The following is a 16,896-nucleotide window of genomic DNA, read 5'->3' as shown; positions in this document are numbered from 1 at the left end:
AAATCTCTTCTCATTAACGTCGCTGTTATTTTATTTTTATGGACAAAAATTTTGAAAAGACAATTATCTTGTCATTTTCGATCTCACTATTGTCTATCACCATGACCGGAAAGGCTTAATTATAATGTCATTTTTTTGACGATAGTCAAACTTTCTTTGTATGTTATCTCTATTAGTTAAATATGCCAAATATGTTAATCTTGCTTCTGGACTGACCAGTGTTAATTAGGGAGAGCATGATGAGGCGGGAATTTGTACAACTAGAGATAGAAAAGGGAGTTGCGTATGTCACGTTGACTCGCCCTGATAAATATAATGCAATTAATTATCAGATGTTTAAAGAGATAGATAGTGTTATCTCTGAGTTGAAAAAAGATCGCGCTGTGAAGTTAGTTATTTTATCGGGCGCTGAAGGTAACTTTAGTTCGGGACTTGATGTAAAAAGCGTTATGAACTCCCCGCTACAAGCTGTTGGCCTACTGTTTAAGTGGCTACCAGGTAATGCCAACCTTGCTCAGAGGGTCTCTTGTGGTTGGCGAGCGTTGCCGATACCTGTGATTGCCGTTATTGAAGGCTGCTGTTTCGGTGGTGGAATGCAGATTGCGCTTGGTGCAGATATTAGGCTTGTATCACCCGAGGCTAAACTTTCGATTATGGAAGCCAAATGGGGGCTGGTTCCTGATATGGCGGGGTTAATATCACTGAGGGAGTTGGTGGGTAAAGACAGAGCCATGTTGCTGACCATGACGGCTAAGGTTTTATCGGCGCAAGAATCCCTCGAAGTCGGCTTAGTGACTGAAGTCGCTCAATCACCTATGGCACGGGCCAAAGAGTTAGCCGAAGAGATTAGTTGTACCTCTCCCGATGCCAATGCCGCTATTAAGATGAGCATTAACAAGAGCTGGACAGCCAGTGTCAGACAGCTTCTGTCTCGGGAATCAATCAGTCAGATTCGGCTGCTTATGGGGAAAAATAGAGTCATTGCTGCTAAGCGAAACAGTCAAGATGCAAAGGGGGTTGAACCTAAATCTGAGTATCGAGTTCGCCAATCTGGCTGGTGAATATCGATCACCTAACTGAAATAACATCGCTTTGGTAGTGAGTTCGATCACACTCTTTTTGTTTGATTATGGTCAAAGAGATAATAGTGATTAAGATCGGCTCAATTTTACTCTGTCATGGACTGTTTTACTTATGAGAAACCTATTTGAGCGCGTGCTATGGAGCAGTCGACTCTCGGTCATGTTAGGCGTGTTAGCCTGTATTGTAGCTGCATTTGTCATCTTTATCATGGGCTTAAAAGATGTGATTCATATGCTGGATCTTATCTGGAGCTATATTCTCACTGGCAGCCATGAGATAAGAAACGATCTGGTTATGGTGGTGGTTGAGATCTTAGATACCTTCCTACTTGGAGCGGTATTATTGATTTTTGCCTTTGGTCTCTATGAGCTCTTTATCAACAATTTGGAAGTTGCAGAGAAGAGCAAGGCTGCCGGAAAGATCTTAGTGATCAGCAGTATCGATTCTCTTAAGAGTAAACTCGGTAAAGTGATCTTGATGATGTTAATCATCAAACTGTTCTCCTATTTTATCGAGATGAAGCCCCAGAGCATGCTGGAACTTCTCTATATGGGAGTGATTATCGTGCTTGTAGCTTTAGCCTTGATGCTCACTAAAGATAAAAAGTAATCGCAATAGTTGATTGAGATTATGGGTAGGCCTTATTGATACGGTGGGCAAAGGCTTCTATCAGATCTAAACAGGTTTGCCAGGCACCAGCCTGATTCAGGTTAAGCTGCATCAGTTGTTGACTATAACGATAGGGCTCATTGTGAGGGGAGAGTAACCGGCGCTCAGTCACGGTTTCTTGAGAGGCATAATGGCCATCTGAAGATTGAATATCCAGTATTGGAATATCCAGTTCAGCCAGCTGTTTAGGTAGCGCCATATTTTCTGTCCTAGTGCTCATAAAGGGGTTGATGAGCACTAATATGTCAGGTTTAGGCAGCTTGCTCCTGCTCAGCATTGAGATAACAAATCCGGCTCCTTGGTCTGTGGTGATAAGAATTCGCTTACCTTGGTAGGGAGAGCCTATCTCATCGAGCTTATTCATTGTATTAACAATAAACTCCTCCTGCTTTTCTCGGATCTTGACCCACTGCTCCTTCGAGTATTGAGGTACCCGCTCACTACCATCCTTGTCATTGTTTCCCTCACCCGCTTTTGACACCTCTTCAGGAGAGGTGGCAAAGTTAGGTGTGGATACCTTATTGGGTGGCGTGATAGCGATACTGGCCCAGCCTGTATGGGGGAGCTCACGTCTTAAGAAAGCCTGTAATCCCGCTGAATCGGCTGTCATTCCCGGGTTAGAGAAGATGATGGCTGCACCTAGCTTCTTTTTCCCCATCCAGCTGCGTACCAAAACCTCTGATTTTTGTTGGCCTACATCGATGGAGATCACCTCCTCATTTGGAAGGTAGCTGTACTTTGGATTGCTTGAGTTAGGTTCGGCAGCCAAGCCTGCACTGCTTACTGCAAAGGTAAGAGCGCCTATAGATAAGATGTATCTAGAGAGGAGACTGAGGGCGTGGCTAAGATTCATCGAAAAGCTTCTTACGTGGGTCAACTGTGCGAGTAGGTTAAGTATAGAGTATCGAATAGGCAATAAAAAAGCCCCAAAACTATTTAGTTATGGGGCTTTAGAAAGCGAGGGAAAACTAATTATGCGTGGCTAACCAACACTAAACGTATAGCATCGAGCTGTAATACGGCTCCGTCTAGGTAGCCGTTAAGCTCTACCATCTGCTCGCGTAGGTGCGCTAGCTCCTCATCACGAATATTTGGATTAACCGCTTTTAATGCCTCTAAACGCTCCAGCTCACCGTTAAGTTGCGTGGTCATTTTAGCGCGCGAGCTTTCAGTCAGTAAGGCTAATTCGCTAGATGCAAACTCTTCACCTTTGGCAAACAGAGGGTGCAGTACCGCTTGTGATGCATTGACCAGCTTGCTGGCAATATGACGGTTCACGGCGCTTAGCTGTTTATTAAAACTCTCGTAATTGACGTTATCGGCTAAGTTATTGCCATTTTTATCCAGCAGGACACGCACTGGTGTCGGTGGCAGATAACGGTATAGCTGGCTCGACTTAGGAGCAGAAGCATCAGCCATGTAGATCAGCTCAAGAAATATCGTGCCAGCAGGCAGAGACTTGTTTTTCAACACTGCTACGCTTGTGGTGCCGGTTTCCGATGAGGTGATCAGATCTAAGCCCGTTTGCACCAGTGGGTGCTCCTGGGTGATAAGGGCGATATCATCACGGGAAAGCGCCATCTCTCTGTCGAAAGTGACAGTAATGCCATCTTCCGGTAGGCCTGGATAGGTTGGGAACATCATATGCTCGCTCGGGCGAAGCACAATGGCGTTTTCGCCGCTATCTTCCTGCTCTACACCGATAATATCCCACAGACGAATAACCGAACCGATAAGGTTGGTATCTTCATCGCGCTCGGCTAAGGCATTGACTAGCTTATTAGCTCGCTCGCCACCGTGAGAGTTTATCTCAAGTAACTTATCGCGACCTTGCTCCATCACAGACTTTAGCTCTGCATAGCGGGTTTGGGTGTCACTTAAAATCTGCTCTAGTACCGCTTTATCTTGGCTTATTAAGACGTTGAGCAGTGACTCTGAAAACTCATTAAACAGAATATGACCACTTGGACAGGTCTGCTCAAAGGCATTCAATCCCTTGTGATACCACTGCATAAGAGACTCTTGCGCTGTATCTTCAAGGTATGGCACATGGATAGAGACATCATTGTTCTGACCGATACGATCCAAGCGACCGATACGTTGCTCGAGTAGATCAGGGTTTAACGGTAGATCGAATAAGATCAACTGGCTAGCGAACTGGAAGTTACGCCCTTCTGAGCCTATCTCTGAACAGATAAGGGCTTGAGCTCCACCTGTTTCTTGAGCAAAGTAAGCGCCGGCCTTATCACGTTCGATAATCGACATCCCTTCATGGAACACTGTCGCCTGTATACCTTCACGGGTACGCAGTGCCTCTTCCAAGCTTAGGGCTGTTTCCGCCTGACTGGCGATAATAAGTACCTTCTCTCTGCGGTTCTCTTTTAAGAAATCGATAAGCCAGTCAACGCGAGGGTCAAACTTCCACCAACTTGCACTTGAGCTCTCAAACTCTTGGTATATTTTCTCAGGGCTTAGTGCCTGTTTAACTTTCCCTGCTGTATCTAGATGGCCATTCATCATAGCGCCCACACGTGCAGCGGTCACATATTGTGCAGGCATCTTCTGTGGATATTGATTGAAGATACGTGTCGGGAAGCCTTTTACTGAGGCGCGACTGTTACGATAGAGCACACGTCCAGTTCCGTGTCTGTCTAACAGGTCTTGGAGTAGCGCATCACGGGCAGCCTGCTGCTGGTCAACATCAGCGTCAGTCGCTTGAATAATGTCGGTAGCCGCTGTGATATCTTTTTCAGCTAGCTGAGCCTTGAGATTATCAATAACCTCCTGTGAAAGCGGCTCATTGCCTGCTAATGCATCTGCGGTGCTGGCGATATCTGCGTAGTTGGCTTCCTCCTTGAGGAAAGCCTCATAATCGTAGAAGCGATCAGGATCGAGCAGGCGCAGGCGAGCAAAATGACTCTGATGACCGAGTTGATCTGGCGTTGCTGTCAGTAACAGTACGCCAGGGATCTCTTCACTGAGTGCTTCGACTATGCGATAGGCGCGACTTGGTGCCTCTTCCGTCCACTCTAAATGATGAGCTTCGTCGACAACCATAAGATCCCAGTCAGCAGCGAGTGCTTGGTCTAAGCGTCGTTTCTTACGGAGCAGCTCAAGTGAGCAGATTACCAGCTGCTCAGTGTAGAAAGGGTTGTCGTTATCGGCGTAAGCTTCGACACATCTGTCTTCATCAAAAACAGAAAACTTAAGGTTGAAGCGGCGAAGCATCTCAACCAGCCATTGATGGCGAAGTGTGTCTGGTACTATCACTAAGATACGCTCAGCGCGGCCAGTTAGTAGCTGCTGATGAATGATCAGGCCCGCTTCGATAGTCTTACCTAAGCCCACCTCATCGGCGAGTAACACCCTTGGTGCAAAGCGACGACCCACCTCATGGGCGATCCACTGCTGGTGAGGGATTAGGCCGACTCTAGGACCTTGTAGACCTAGCATGTCTGAGGTGGCGAGCTTGTGTCTTAGTTGCTGGCACTGGTAACGAATACCAAATCGCTCGAGACGATCGATCTGTCCCGCAAACAATCTGTCTTGTGGCTTATTGAAACGAATATTGTGGTTTAACAGGGTCTCTCTTAAGCTGACCTGCTCACCAGTTTCATCATGAATGCCATGATAGATAATTAGATTATCTTTCTCTTCAACTTCACTAACGGTCAAACTCCAGCCTTCATGGCTTTCAGCTTTATCGCCCGGATTAAAAATAACACGTGTTAACGGCGCATCGGCTCGAGAGAACATACGGTTCTCATCTGTTGCTGGAAACATCACGGTGACCATACGGCCTTCCACAGCCACAACAGTACCTAAACCGAGTTCAGATTCTGTGTCACTTATCCAGCGTTGACCTAAGGAAAAGGGCATTACTTATATTCTCATCTACAGGGTAAATCACGAAGGGCGCGTATGTTATAACATTAAGCGCATTTATGTCGATCGCTAATCTCGGAGATTAGAGCCGCTAGCGACCCAATAGTTGATGGTTAATTATACAGGTGAGATATCAGGAATCAATTTGTCATCTGTTCGTCATGTAGATAAGTAAAATTTGAGAGGAGAAAGTCACAACTAAGTGATTGAAGCTATACTGTAATAGTGTCAGTATGGATTTAAGTGATATGCATTTTTATCATTTATTTAATTTTTAACGGGATTAAATTGTTTCACTGCTTGTTGGGTACTGTTTAGTTACTCTCTCAGGTGATGAAATAAAATCTTAAACTCATACTTTTAAAGGGGAGCATCGACCAAGATTTCAACAAAAGTTTAATGGAAATTATGGAGGCGCCATGGAACAAGACGACAGAAAGTTGTTTGTACTGGATACCAATGTATTACTACATGAACCTTTAGCCATTTATTCATTTAAAGAACACGATGTAGTTGTCCCGATGACCGTTCTGGAAGAACTGGATCAGATAAAGGACAGAAAACGAGATGTAAGCCGGGATGCTCGAGTGGCTATCAGAGCATTAGAGGATATTCTCGGAGGAACCACCACTCCGGAGGAGATAGTTCAGGGCGTTAAACTCCCAAGACGTGAAGATCACGGTGACGCATCAGGCTCACTAGCTATCTTTCCTGATCATCAACTCGAGATGACACAAGCGTCCCTTCCTGGGGACAATAACGATAATCGCATCATCAATACTGCGCTACACCTGCAAAAAATTCACGAGCCCCGTACCGTTGTCTTAGTCACTAAAGATATTAATATGCGCCTGAAAGCCAAAGGTGCAGGCATATTATTGGTTGAAGACTATCGCACGGATCAGCTGATTGACGATATACGCTTCTTAACCAAAGGCTTCCATCAATTCGATGGTGATTTTTGGGAGAGAAAAGAGCATGTCACCACAGAGACTCAAGGACGACACACGGTTCATACAGTGCCTGTTGCCGAGGTCGGTGATGAAAACTTCTATATTAACCAGTACCTGATGGATAAAGACTCCAACTTTTGTGGTCGGGTAATTGAAAAAAGTGATACCGATCTTCACCTGTTGGATCTGGGCAAAGACAGGTTACTCAATCTCGATGCTTGGGGGATCCGTCCAAAGAATATCTATCAGGGAATGGCGATGCAGGCCCTGCTGGATCCCGATATCGATCTGGTGATTTTAACTGGCCCTGCAGGTTGTGGTAAAACATTACTCGCAATCGCAGCAGCCCTTGAGATGGTGGTAGAGCGTGGCCTTTATGACAAGGTGATTGTGACGCGTAATACGCCAGAGATTGCTGAGTCTATCGGTTTCTTACCGGGTACCGAAGAGGAGAAGATGGCGCCTTGGCTTGCGGCCATCACAGATACCTTAGAGGTGCTGCATAAGAACGATGTAAACCCAAGTGGTAGCATGAACTACATCATGGACAAGGCTAATATCCAGTTTAAATCGATCAACTTTATGCGTGGACGCTCGATTCAGAACTCTGTGGTTATTCTTGATGAGTGTCAAAATCTAACCGCCTCTCAGATTAAAACCATGATCACCCGTATGGGAGAGGGGACTAAGCTTATCTGTAGTGGTAACTTAGCTCAGATTGATACTAACTATCTCACCGCTGTTACATCGGGCTTAACCTACATTGTTGAGCGTTTTAAAAACTTCGAAGGCAGTGCCAATATCTACCTCAATGGCGTAGTTCGTTCTCGCCTTGCTGAGTTTGCCGAGGAGAACTTGTAACTTTCATTGCCAAACTTATCTTAACTTAACTGGGTCTCTGGCTATTTAAATTAGCGGAGGCCTTTTAATATCTAAAAAAATTTACATATGTATTCTTTTTGATTGGCTTGTAATTAATAGGTAAAAGGGAGAGAGGTGGTTAAACATTCTGTACTCCGCCTGTTTACCCCTAGCTGTTTTATCACAAGATAGTGTGTTCCAATCAGCTATCTTCCTGATACTATACCTATATTGAATTTTATAACTCAGGCAGGGATATGCCTGAGTCAGTTCGTGTTACTCAAGGGCCAAGCATGAAACCGACTGAGCCGGATCTTCAACTGAAGTCACCGATACAGAAAAACTATAACCGCGCTGTTTTCTATACCTATATTGGTGTGATCATCATGGCCTTGATCACGGCCTGGTTTTTCTTCGAGCGTCAAAAAACTCAGTTAATGGATTTAAGAGAGCAACAGGTAGAGCGCCACGTTCTTCAGGTCGATCTGCTGCTTGAGTCCAGTATTCGTGCGGTAAATAGTCTTCGTAATGTTGCCATAGATCACTTGAGACTCGGTGAGCTGGTGCGCACCGATAGATTGCCTCAATATGAGAAGTTTAATGAGAGTGGTCAATACTTTACCTTAGAGCCGAGTTATGCCCAGAGTGGTGAGCCCTTTACCAACATGGGACGTATTACAGGTTCCGGCTCGCTCAACGGCCGCAGCGATAAGTTCTATCAAGAGCTGGAGATGTTGTTTGAATTGTCTCTCTCTTTTCCCGTAGCGACTGAAGCTGCCCCAAAAGCTTCCTCCATCTACTACATCTCAAAACGTAGGATCATGTCCTACTTTCCTTGGCCTGCCGATGAACAGAGGTTTAGAGAGGAGCTGCTTAATAAAAATCAGTTTCAGTTAGCCACGCCAGCGATGAACCCCCAGCGCACTGTTTTTTGGAGTCCAGCCTATGTGGATCCCAATAAAAAAGAGCTACTGACCACCTTAGGTGTTCCTATCTACCTGCAGGATGAGTTTATCGGCTCTATCAATCTAGATATGACACTGTCGTCACTTGCGAGGCAGATCCGTCTCTATTTTAAGATGCCCGGCACAGTGATCTTATTAGACCAGAAGAACAATATCCTCTCCCATAGTGGTGACGACAGTACCGATATGAGCCGGGTCTACCATATTAGTCAGAAGATCCCCTCTGAGCTTCACTCTATTCCAGAGTCTGAACTGTTCGATGCTCACGAAGGTTTGATCCGTAACGGGTATTATATTCACTCCGTTGCGCTGCATAATGCGCCGTGGCGACTGCTCTACCTGCAGGAAGAGAACGACCTGTTTAAGGACTCCTGGGAGAAACTGGAGCTGACCTTTATCTTAGTGGTACTGGCGCTGTCTGTGCTGGTGACCATAGTGCATTGGCAGACCCGTCGATCCTTCGTTAATCCAGCCTCTCAGCTACTGACTCATCTCGAGGGGTGCTCGCAAGAGCCAAGAAAGCCACCGGAGAGAATGACAATAGGTTGGGAGCCATGGTTCCAGCTGGTCAGCCGAATTTTTGAAGAGAACCAGCAGTATACAAGGCACTTGGCCGAGCAAAATCGTCGTCTGGATAAACTGGTTGCTCGCAGAACCGAGCGACTTAAAGAGACCACTGAGCGTCGTGAGCGTGAATATGCACTGCTTCGTTCTTTGCTTGATTCTATTCCTGAGGCGATTGTATTTAAAGATAAAGAGGGCAAATACCTAGGTTGCAACAAGTCCGCTGAACGTATGCTTGGTTATACCGAGAGTGAGATGATTGGCCAAGAGAGCATCAAACTCACCTCTGAGGAGCAATCGGTACGGATCAAGGCGGAAGATGGGCGAGTCTTGTCAGAGCGAACGCCACTGCGTTATCAGGAGAAAGTAGAGCTGGCGGGTAAGCCGGTACTCTTAGACACCCTTAAGTTGCCATTTTATAACCGACGCGGTGAGCTGTTGGGTTTGATTGCCGTATGGCGTGATGTGACCCGTGAATATGAGTCTGCGGAGCAGCTAAGGCTATCTGAGGAGCGTTACCATCTGGCGATGGATGCGGTAGAAGATGGTCTGTGGGATTGGTATCTCGACTCTGAGCAGATCATCTGTAATCCAGCTTACTACTCAATGTTAGGCTACAAAACTAATGAGTTTCCTGCATTGGTTTCGACCATAGATGCATTGATCCATCCCGACGATCGCATTCGTGTCGAGGAGTATCGCGATGAATACTTGTCCGATCCTATCGGTGCTTTCGATATCGAATTTAGGATGAAGGGCAAGAGTGGTGAATACCACTGGCTACTCTCCCGTGGTCGTGTGGTTGAGTTCACCACAGATAATCAGCCTAAGCGTATGGTGGGAACCCATAAGGATATTACTCGTCATAAGAGTAACGAAGTGGTGATGTTGGAGGCTAAGCAGGACGCTGAATCGGCCAACCTGTATAAGAGTGAGTTCTTGGCAAATATGAGCCATGAGATCCGTACGCCGATGAACGCCATTATCGGTATGCTTCAGCTAGCACAGCGCACGTCGCTGACTCCTCAGCAGGAGGATTATCTTGATAAAGCAGGCTTCTCGGCTCAATCACTGCTGCGGATCATTAACGATATTCTCGATTTCTCTAAGATTGAAGCGGGTAAACTGGAGTTGGAGCGGGTCTCGTTCCCACTTGATAAAGTGCTGGACCATGCCTTAGACCTTAATGCCTTAAAAGCACAGGAGAAGGGGGTTGAGCTACTGCTTTATGCACCTGTTACCGCAGGTCTGATTCTAGAAGGCGATCCTCTGCGTCTGGGGCAGGTTCTGATCAACATGCTCTCAAACGCAGTTAAGTTTACTCAAAGTGGTGAGATTGAGCTGGGTTGTGAAGATGTGGGTGAGCGAGATCATCGTATTACGCTTAAATTTTGGGTGCGTGATACAGGAATAGGTATCAGTAAGGAGCAGCAGGAGAGCCTGTTTGATGCTTTCGCTCAAGCAGATGGTTCGACAACGCGTAAGTATGGCGGTACAGGTCTAGGGCTTTCAATCAGTAAACACTTAGTCTCTATGATGGGCGGCACCATGCAGGTGCAGAGTGAGATGGGAGTGGGCAGTACCTTTAGCTTCACCATTAGCTTTGAGATCGCCGAAGAGGCGGAAGTTAAGCCCATGATAGTGCCTGCAAAGCTAGCCAACCTTAAAGCTTTAGTGGTGGATGACAATCCCACAGCGCTACAGATCTACTCGACTATCATGCAGGATTTCAAGTTCGACGTTGATACCGCGGCGAGTGGCTCAGAAGCTATCTACAAACTGGGTAAGTCTTCGGTTGATCTACTACTGCTCGACTGGATGATGCCGGAGATGGATGGTATCGCTGTGATTGAGGAGCTAGATCGTATGGTGGCCGATGGTCGTTTGGATAGTCGCCCTATTATCATTATGATGACAGCCTACGCGGCAGAGCCGTTAAAAGAGGATGTGGATAAGTCGAATATCTACGCCATGTTGCAAAAGCCCTTTAAAGCCTCTGCACTCTTTGATGAGATTATTTCAGCCTTTGTTGATGCGCCTAAACTCAATCCTGTTAAGGAGTTGGCCGAAGAGAAAGTGAATGAAGTTTCTGGTCGAATCCTCTTAGTTGAAGATAATTTTATTAACCAACAAGTGGCGACTGAACTGTTAAAGAGCGCAGGTTATGAGGTTGATGTGGCTGATAATGGTCAAATTGCTTTAGATATGATTGCTGATAATGACTATGACGCGGTATTGATGGATATCCAGATGCCGGTGATGGATGGCTTAACAGCGACCAAGGAGCTGCGTAAACACTACAGTCAGTCAGAACTGCCTGTGATAGCCATGACCGCCCACGCAATGTCAGGCGATAGAGAGAAGAGTTTAGATGCGGGAATGAATGCTCATATTACCAAGCCTATCGTATTGAATGAGCTGTTTGATACCTTAAGTTATTGGATAAATACCAATCCTACTAAATAGGTGAGTAATTCAGAGCCATTCAGGCTTTTCAATTCAAGGCGCATTGATGAAGAAATGGTTATTCCCTTTTGAGTCAATGCAAAGCAGAAGTGGAATGCCTGAGAGGCTCACGTAGTGCAGGTTTCAAAACCCTTTATGCTACGTTATAGGCTTTTGATATAGAGCTACTATTAGCTTCAAGCCTTTGCCTTGCATACTGGGCTTTGAACTCCTGCTGAAAGATCACATTATTAGTGGGATTGGTATAACAGTCAGCTAAACAGTTAGCCTAGAGCGCATCAAAAGGGGGAGTATTCTTAGGAGTATCTCCCCTTTGTTGTTTTAGGGGATAAGGAAATAATACCACTTGAGACTAAGGTGATTGCTGTTACCATGGTGGATACAAAATACAGACCTGCCTAATGGGACCCGCCATTTTTAGGTAGGGGCTAACTATCTATGAATACAGCTGAAAACGATAAAAAATAATCAAGCTGTGGGACCAATTCAAGGAGATAAAATGAAACCCTTTAACCTCGTGCTGGCAGCCGCACTGCTATCCGCGCCAGTCGTTACCGCCACAGCCGCATCAGAAAATACAGCCACACTGATTAAGAAGAGTCAGGCTGCCACAGGGTTTACCAATCTTTTCTATGCTAAAAACTCTGGGGATCTGTACCTTGAGATTAATAAACTCAATCAACCTTTCTTGCTACTGACCAGTTTGCCCCATGGGGTTGGCTCAAACGATATCGGGCTAGATCGTGGTCAGTTAGGTTATACCCGTTTGGTACAGTTTGAGCGACATGGTCCTTACCTGATATTAAAACAGTTAAACACTCAGTACAGAGCGAGCAGCGACAATAGTGCTGAGCTGCGTGCAGTTAAAGAGGCGTTTGCTGAATCGGTATTATGGCGCGGTAAAATTTTAGACGGTAAGCGCTCCTTGGTGGCGATTAATGACCTAGTGATTAATGATCTCCACGGGATCTCATCGAGACTTGAGGCGACAAAGCAGGGAAGTTATCAGTTAGATCCAGAGCGCTCTTTGATTATTCCTGAAGGGGTTAAGTCATTTGAGCGTAACAGTGATGTGGATGTACTGCTCTCATTTAATAGCAAAAAAGCAGGCGACTATGTTGCTCAGGTGACACCCGATGCAAACCATCTGTCGGTTCGCATGCGCTACTCATTTATTCAGTTACCCGATGAGGGGTACACACCGCGAGCCTATCACCCAATGAGTGGCTATCTCTCTGATGAGTATTTAGATTACGGCACTTTGGTGGATCAAGATATTCGTCAGCGTCACCTGTTACGCCATCGCTTGCAAAAAGTGGTGCCTGGATCTGCACCGAGTGAAGTGGTTAAGCCTATCACCTATTATCTCGATCCCGGTGTACCTGAGCCTATTCGCAGTGCATTGCTCGAAGGCGCAAGCTGGTGGGAGAAGGCCTTTACCCAGGCTGGTTTTATCAATGGCTTTAAGGTTGAACTGCTACCTGAAGATGCAGACCCCCAAGATGTTCGTTATAACATGATCCAGTGGGTGCACCGTGCGACGCGTGGCTGGTCATATGGCAGCGCTGTGACTGACCCTAGAACAGGGGAGATCATCAAGGGTCATGTCACGCTAGGTAGTCAACGTGTGCGTCAAGATCATCTCATTGCGCGTGGCTTGACCGCAGGTTGGGAGGATAGAGATGCTGCTAAGGAGGCTGCAATGTCACTCTCACTCGCTCGTATTCGCCAGTTGTCTGCCCATGAGATAGGCCATACCTTAGGTTTTGATCATAATTTTGCGGCCTCTACCAATGGTAATGCCTCTGTGATGGATTACCCGCACCCTAAAATTGGATTAGTGGATGGCAACATAGATATCTCTGCCCCCTATGATGTTGGCGTCGGTGCGTGGGACAAGTATATCGTTGAGTATGGTTATGGTGAGTATGCCGACCTTGCAGAGGAGCAGGCTGAGCTCACAGCCTTAATGAAAAAGGTGCAGCGTGATGGTTTACGTTATATCGGCGAGGCAGACTCTCGTGCTAAGGCTGCCAGTAATGCTTATGCCAGTTTATGGGATAACGGTAGTGATCCTGTTGCTGAACTGGTTCGCTTAGGCAAAGTTAGAACCAAGGCGATAGAGGATTTTTCCCAATTAGCTCTACTTAAGGGGCAACCATCGGGTGAACTCAGTGATAGTTTTGTTCCAATCTATCTGCTGACCCGTTACCAGATAGCCGCTGCAGCCAAGTTTATTGGTGGAACAGATTACAGTTATGCTGATGGCGTCGATGGTGAGTCTTGGCACTATTTAGCGCCCCAGCTTCAGCTCAATGCGCTTGAGGCCTTAATGCAAACGCTATCTCCTGAGCAATTAGTGCTCTCAACCTCTCTACAGGAGGCGTTGGTTCCTAAGTCGGGTAATTATCAAGCCAGTCGTGAGAGTTTCGATTCTGGTCTTGGAGTGATTAATGATCCCTTAGGCATGGCTGAAGTGCTGAGTAGGCATACCCTATCGCAACTGTTTGCACCCGAGCGTTTAAACCGTGTAAATCAGGCATATTTGAATGATAAGGAGCAGCTGTCAGTTCCAGCTTTAGTGGATAAATTACTGGGCTTCACCCTGTATAGTGATATCCCAACGGGGGAAGAGCTTGGCGTCTGGATGCGGGTCAATAGCGTTATGCTTGATGAGCTATTGGCGGTTTATCACAATAAGCAAACTCGTCCCGAAGTTAAGGCGCAGCTGGCAGCAAGGCTGAAAACCACTCTCAAGCAGTTAAACCGTAAGGTCAAACGTGCTAGTGCCTATGAAGCTGCCCATTTTGCCTGGTTAGCCCAAGGGCTCGAAGCGGGTATGGAAGATGAAAAAGTGAAATTGATCCCTGAGCCGATAAAGATGCCGCCAGGATCGCCTATTTAGCCGTTATAGCAAGCGCTATAAAGATGAAAAAAGCTAAGAGGACTCTGAGTTTTCTTAGCTTTTTTATTGAGTTATTTTTGCATAAATACCACTACGATCGCATGGACCGGTTTGAGACTGGCATTACCATATTGGTGAGGAAGGTGACCTTTAAAGTAGGTGAGGTTTCCAGCTTCTATCTCAAATAGTTCTCCCTGAACCTCCAGTGTGGCAGTGCCCTCCAAACAGAGAAACAGCTCATGACTACCCTCTGGATGTGGTACGCCCTTAGTGTTGCATCCCGGCATCATGATCACGTCGCTAATCTGTAGATTTTGCGTGCTGATAGGGCTAGTACGAGTACTGATAAATTTGCCCTCATCTTGATGGGAGACGGGCATATCCTTACGCTCAACTTTGGTTACATGCACTGATTGGCGTTGAGTAATGAGGTCATCCACAGTTACGCCTAATGCTTGTGCAACTTTCATCACCACACTGATACTTGGGTTACTATTACTACTCTCCATATTAGCCAATGTCGCTCTGGGGATCCCTGCCATCTCAGCCAGCTCAATTTGAGTCAGTTTATGTTGAGCCCGTAGACGTTTGATACCTTCATTGATGGGGTTCGCCATCCTATCTTCCTCTGTTAATGATTCTTACTCGCAACGACTAGTCAATATATCAACACAGCTTGACTACAGATTCCAATATTAAAACATATTGACAGTAATTTGGTTTTTTAGTCTGTATTATCCTTGTGTAAACCCAATTTGTGATGATATTTTAGCGCGGCTTTTATATATCAACACTATTTGGAGTTTCAAAATGAACGTAGATCAGCACCTTAAAGTAGCACAGTGGCACATCGAACAAGCTCGTCTTCACGCAACAAGTGAGCACGCTTGTGGCTGTCCAGCTAACGATCACGATCAGAAAGCGATCGACGCTGTTGAAGCTGGCCTAATTCAAGAAGAGAAGACCTGCGCAGTAGGTTAATTCTTCCCTTGAAACAATCAGTTTCATAAAAAGCCCAACAGTTTAGTGTTGGGCTTTTTGTTTGATTTTTATTCGGTTAGCCCTTGTTATCTCAGATTCTGCAACTTATTTACCCTAGACTTGTCTATTGGTAGTAAGTGGAGCAATACTCTTTCAATGTACTGCTTTAAGATTAGCTATTTCAGGACTGTAGCGAATATTACATGGTAAAACAGATCATACATCTGCTGTTATTTATCGCGCTTGTTGGACAGAATTTAATGTCTCCAGCGATGGCCATGCCTGAGTTTATTCACTCTATGAACCATAAAGCGACTCAACAAACATCATCTGTATCACTTGTGATCAGTCCTGTTGAGACTACAGCTGAAGCCTTTTCTGATGGTCAAATAGTGCAGTGTGATCAACCTTGTATGATTTTAGCCAGTGGCCACTGTGTAGCACACTGCACTCTGCTGACGGGAATTGTTGCTTACTCATCGCTAGATTTAATTCAAATAATCTCCTCTGAACCAATACCGAATCGGTCATGGTCTATTTTGACTACCGAGCCCATTCCGACTATTCGCCCTCCAATCGCTTAATTTTCTTTTTGAATTGGATGAGATAACTATTTTGAAGTTGATAAATAGTGTAAATCTCTTAAGCGTTTTTATTTAGCAATTGAACCTAAGTGTATCAATTTGCATGAAATTAAATTCATTTGTTCACTGGTGATGCAATTTAAGTTAGATTGTTGTTGCACACTTGTGGTCAATAAGATTGGAGTTCTATATGAAGTTGTTAACCAGCCTGACCTTATCTGCAGTCCTTGTCTTTGCTTCTACTTTTGCTTTAGCAGAGAAGCCTGATTTTTCTAAGACTGCAGCGGCAAAAGCCAGTTATGATTTTTCTAAAAATAAGCCCGCTACTGGAAATCAGTTGATGAAACCCTCTACTCGACATGATTTTTCTAAAACGGCTGCGGCAAGCAGTGACTATCAGTTCTCAAAAAATACGCCTGCTAAGCTCTACAAAGTTAACCTTCCCTCGACTCAGCATGATTTCTCTAAGACATCCTCGCTCAAACAGGGGTGCTGAAAAGGGTTAATCATTTAAGCTAATAAAACGGCCAAACAGATATCTGTTTGGCCGTTTTTTTATTTTACTGTCTTGTTCTGAAATATGTTTACTCTGCAGCTTTATCTGCAATAGCACCTAACCGATAAGCATCGATAACGCCAACGAACCAGGAGATTGCAAAGGCGACTAAGGCAATATTGCTGTAGAGCGCTTGCTCTGCAGCGGGTGGCTGGGTGATAAGAGGATAGATCACACTGAGATCTAAAGGCAGTTGGCCGCTGATTATCTGCTGTGAAATATCTTGAGCGCGGGCGATGGCTTGATTTAGCAGGTAGATCAGGGCCCCCAAGGTCACCACACTGAGCAAGGTGCCCGTGTTATAGCGTTTCAGGTAAAAATGCCCGCCGCCTGGACAGATGAAAGCGGAGATAAGAGAGGCTTTGGTTGCTTGATTCATCGGGTTTCCTATCTTGAAACTCAGTCGCAGAAGTTATTCTAAATC

At 45.6% G+C, this 16,896-nt stretch carries 12 protein-coding genes; 8 read left to right on the top strand and 4 right to left on the bottom strand.

Annotated features, from left to right (window positions below; translation table 11 throughout):
• Positions 1-239 precede the first annotated feature (239 nt).
• Positions 240-1,061 carry a crotonase/enoyl-CoA hydratase family protein gene (locus K0625_RS03710; protein ID WP_220108592.1) on the top strand — a complete coding sequence of 274 codons (822 nt, stop codon included), beginning with the start codon at positions 240-242 and terminating at the stop codon, positions 1,059-1,061.
• A gap of 133 nt (positions 1,062-1,194) precedes the next feature.
• On the top strand, positions 1,195-1,692 hold the full coding sequence (locus K0625_RS03705; protein WP_220108428.1) for a YqhA family protein: 498 nt from the start codon (positions 1,195-1,197) through the stop codon (positions 1,690-1,692).
• Positions 1,693-1,711: 19 nt separating this feature from the next.
• Here K0625_RS03705 and K0625_RS03700 read toward each other — a convergent pair whose 3' ends face one another.
• Both K0625_RS03700 and rapA read right to left on the bottom strand, forming a co-directional pair.
• Positions 1,712-2,605 carry a DUF3530 family protein gene (locus K0625_RS03700; protein WP_220108427.1) on the bottom strand — a complete coding sequence of 298 codons (894 nt, stop codon included), beginning with the start codon at positions 2,603-2,605 and terminating at the stop codon, positions 1,712-1,714.
• Between the two features lie 119 nt (positions 2,606-2,724).
• A complete protein-coding gene (gene rapA / locus K0625_RS03695) occupies positions 2,725-5,631 on the bottom strand; it encodes an RNA polymerase-associated protein RapA (protein ID WP_220108426.1) in 2,907 nt (968 codons plus the stop codon).
• Positions 5,632-6,056: 425 nt separating this feature from the next.
• Between rapA and K0625_RS03690 the strand changes: the two genes are divergently transcribed.
• The 3 genes from K0625_RS03690 (at position 6,057) to K0625_RS03680 (ending at position 14,351) form a co-directional block, all read left to right on the top strand.
• The gene (locus K0625_RS03690) at positions 6,057-7,451 is read left to right on the top strand and encodes a PhoH family protein (RefSeq protein WP_220108425.1); all 1,395 of its coding nucleotides are present in this window, start codon (positions 6,057-6,059) and stop codon (positions 7,449-7,451) included.
• Positions 7,452-7,744: 293 nt separating this feature from the next.
• Complete coding sequence (locus K0625_RS03685; RefSeq protein ID WP_220108591.1) at positions 7,745-11,446, top strand: response regulator; 3,702 nt, start codon at positions 7,745-7,747, stop codon at positions 11,444-11,446.
• A gap of 499 nt (positions 11,447-11,945) precedes the next feature.
• Positions 11,946-14,351, top strand: coding sequence for a zinc-dependent metalloprotease (locus K0625_RS03680; protein WP_220108424.1), 2,406 nt, complete (start codon positions 11,946-11,948; stop codon positions 14,349-14,351).
• 71 nt (positions 14,352-14,422) lie between these two features.
• Here K0625_RS03680 and K0625_RS03675 read toward each other — a convergent pair whose 3' ends face one another.
• Positions 14,423-14,968, bottom strand: coding sequence for a helix-turn-helix domain-containing protein (locus tag K0625_RS03675; protein ID WP_220108423.1), 546 nt, complete (start codon positions 14,966-14,968; stop codon positions 14,423-14,425).
• Between the two features lie 193 nt (positions 14,969-15,161).
• On the opposite strand from K0625_RS03675, the gene K0625_RS03670 reads away from it, so the two are divergent.
• From K0625_RS03670 to K0625_RS03660, 3 genes are all read left to right on the top strand, one after another.
• Positions 15,162-15,332, top strand: a complete 171-nt coding sequence (locus K0625_RS03670; RefSeq protein WP_220108422.1) for a hypothetical protein — start codon at positions 15,162-15,164, stop codon at positions 15,330-15,332.
• A 203-nt stretch (positions 15,333-15,535) separates the two neighbouring features.
• Complete coding sequence (locus K0625_RS03665) at positions 15,536-15,916, top strand: hypothetical protein (protein ID WP_220108421.1); 381 nt, start codon at positions 15,536-15,538, stop codon at positions 15,914-15,916.
• Positions 15,917-16,106: 190 nt separating this feature from the next.
• Entirely contained in the window at positions 16,107-16,412 is a 306-nt protein-coding gene (locus K0625_RS03660) for a hypothetical protein (protein WP_220108420.1), read from the top strand.
• Positions 16,413-16,500: 88 nt separating this feature from the next.
• Here the strand turns inward: K0625_RS03660 and K0625_RS03655 are convergent, their stop codons facing one another.
• On the bottom strand, positions 16,501-16,851 hold the full coding sequence (locus K0625_RS03655) for a DUF6677 family protein (protein ID WP_220108419.1): 351 nt from the start codon (positions 16,849-16,851) through the stop codon (positions 16,501-16,503).
• Positions 16,852-16,896: the final 45 nt, after the last annotated feature.

This window comes from Shewanella nanhaiensis (genome assembly GCF_019457885.1).
In the GTDB taxonomy this organism is placed as follows: Bacteria; Pseudomonadota; Gammaproteobacteria; order Enterobacterales; family Shewanellaceae; genus Shewanella; species Shewanella nanhaiensis.
Note: the sequence above shows the minus strand (reverse complement) of the source record. Positions and strands in the feature narration are given on the sequence as shown.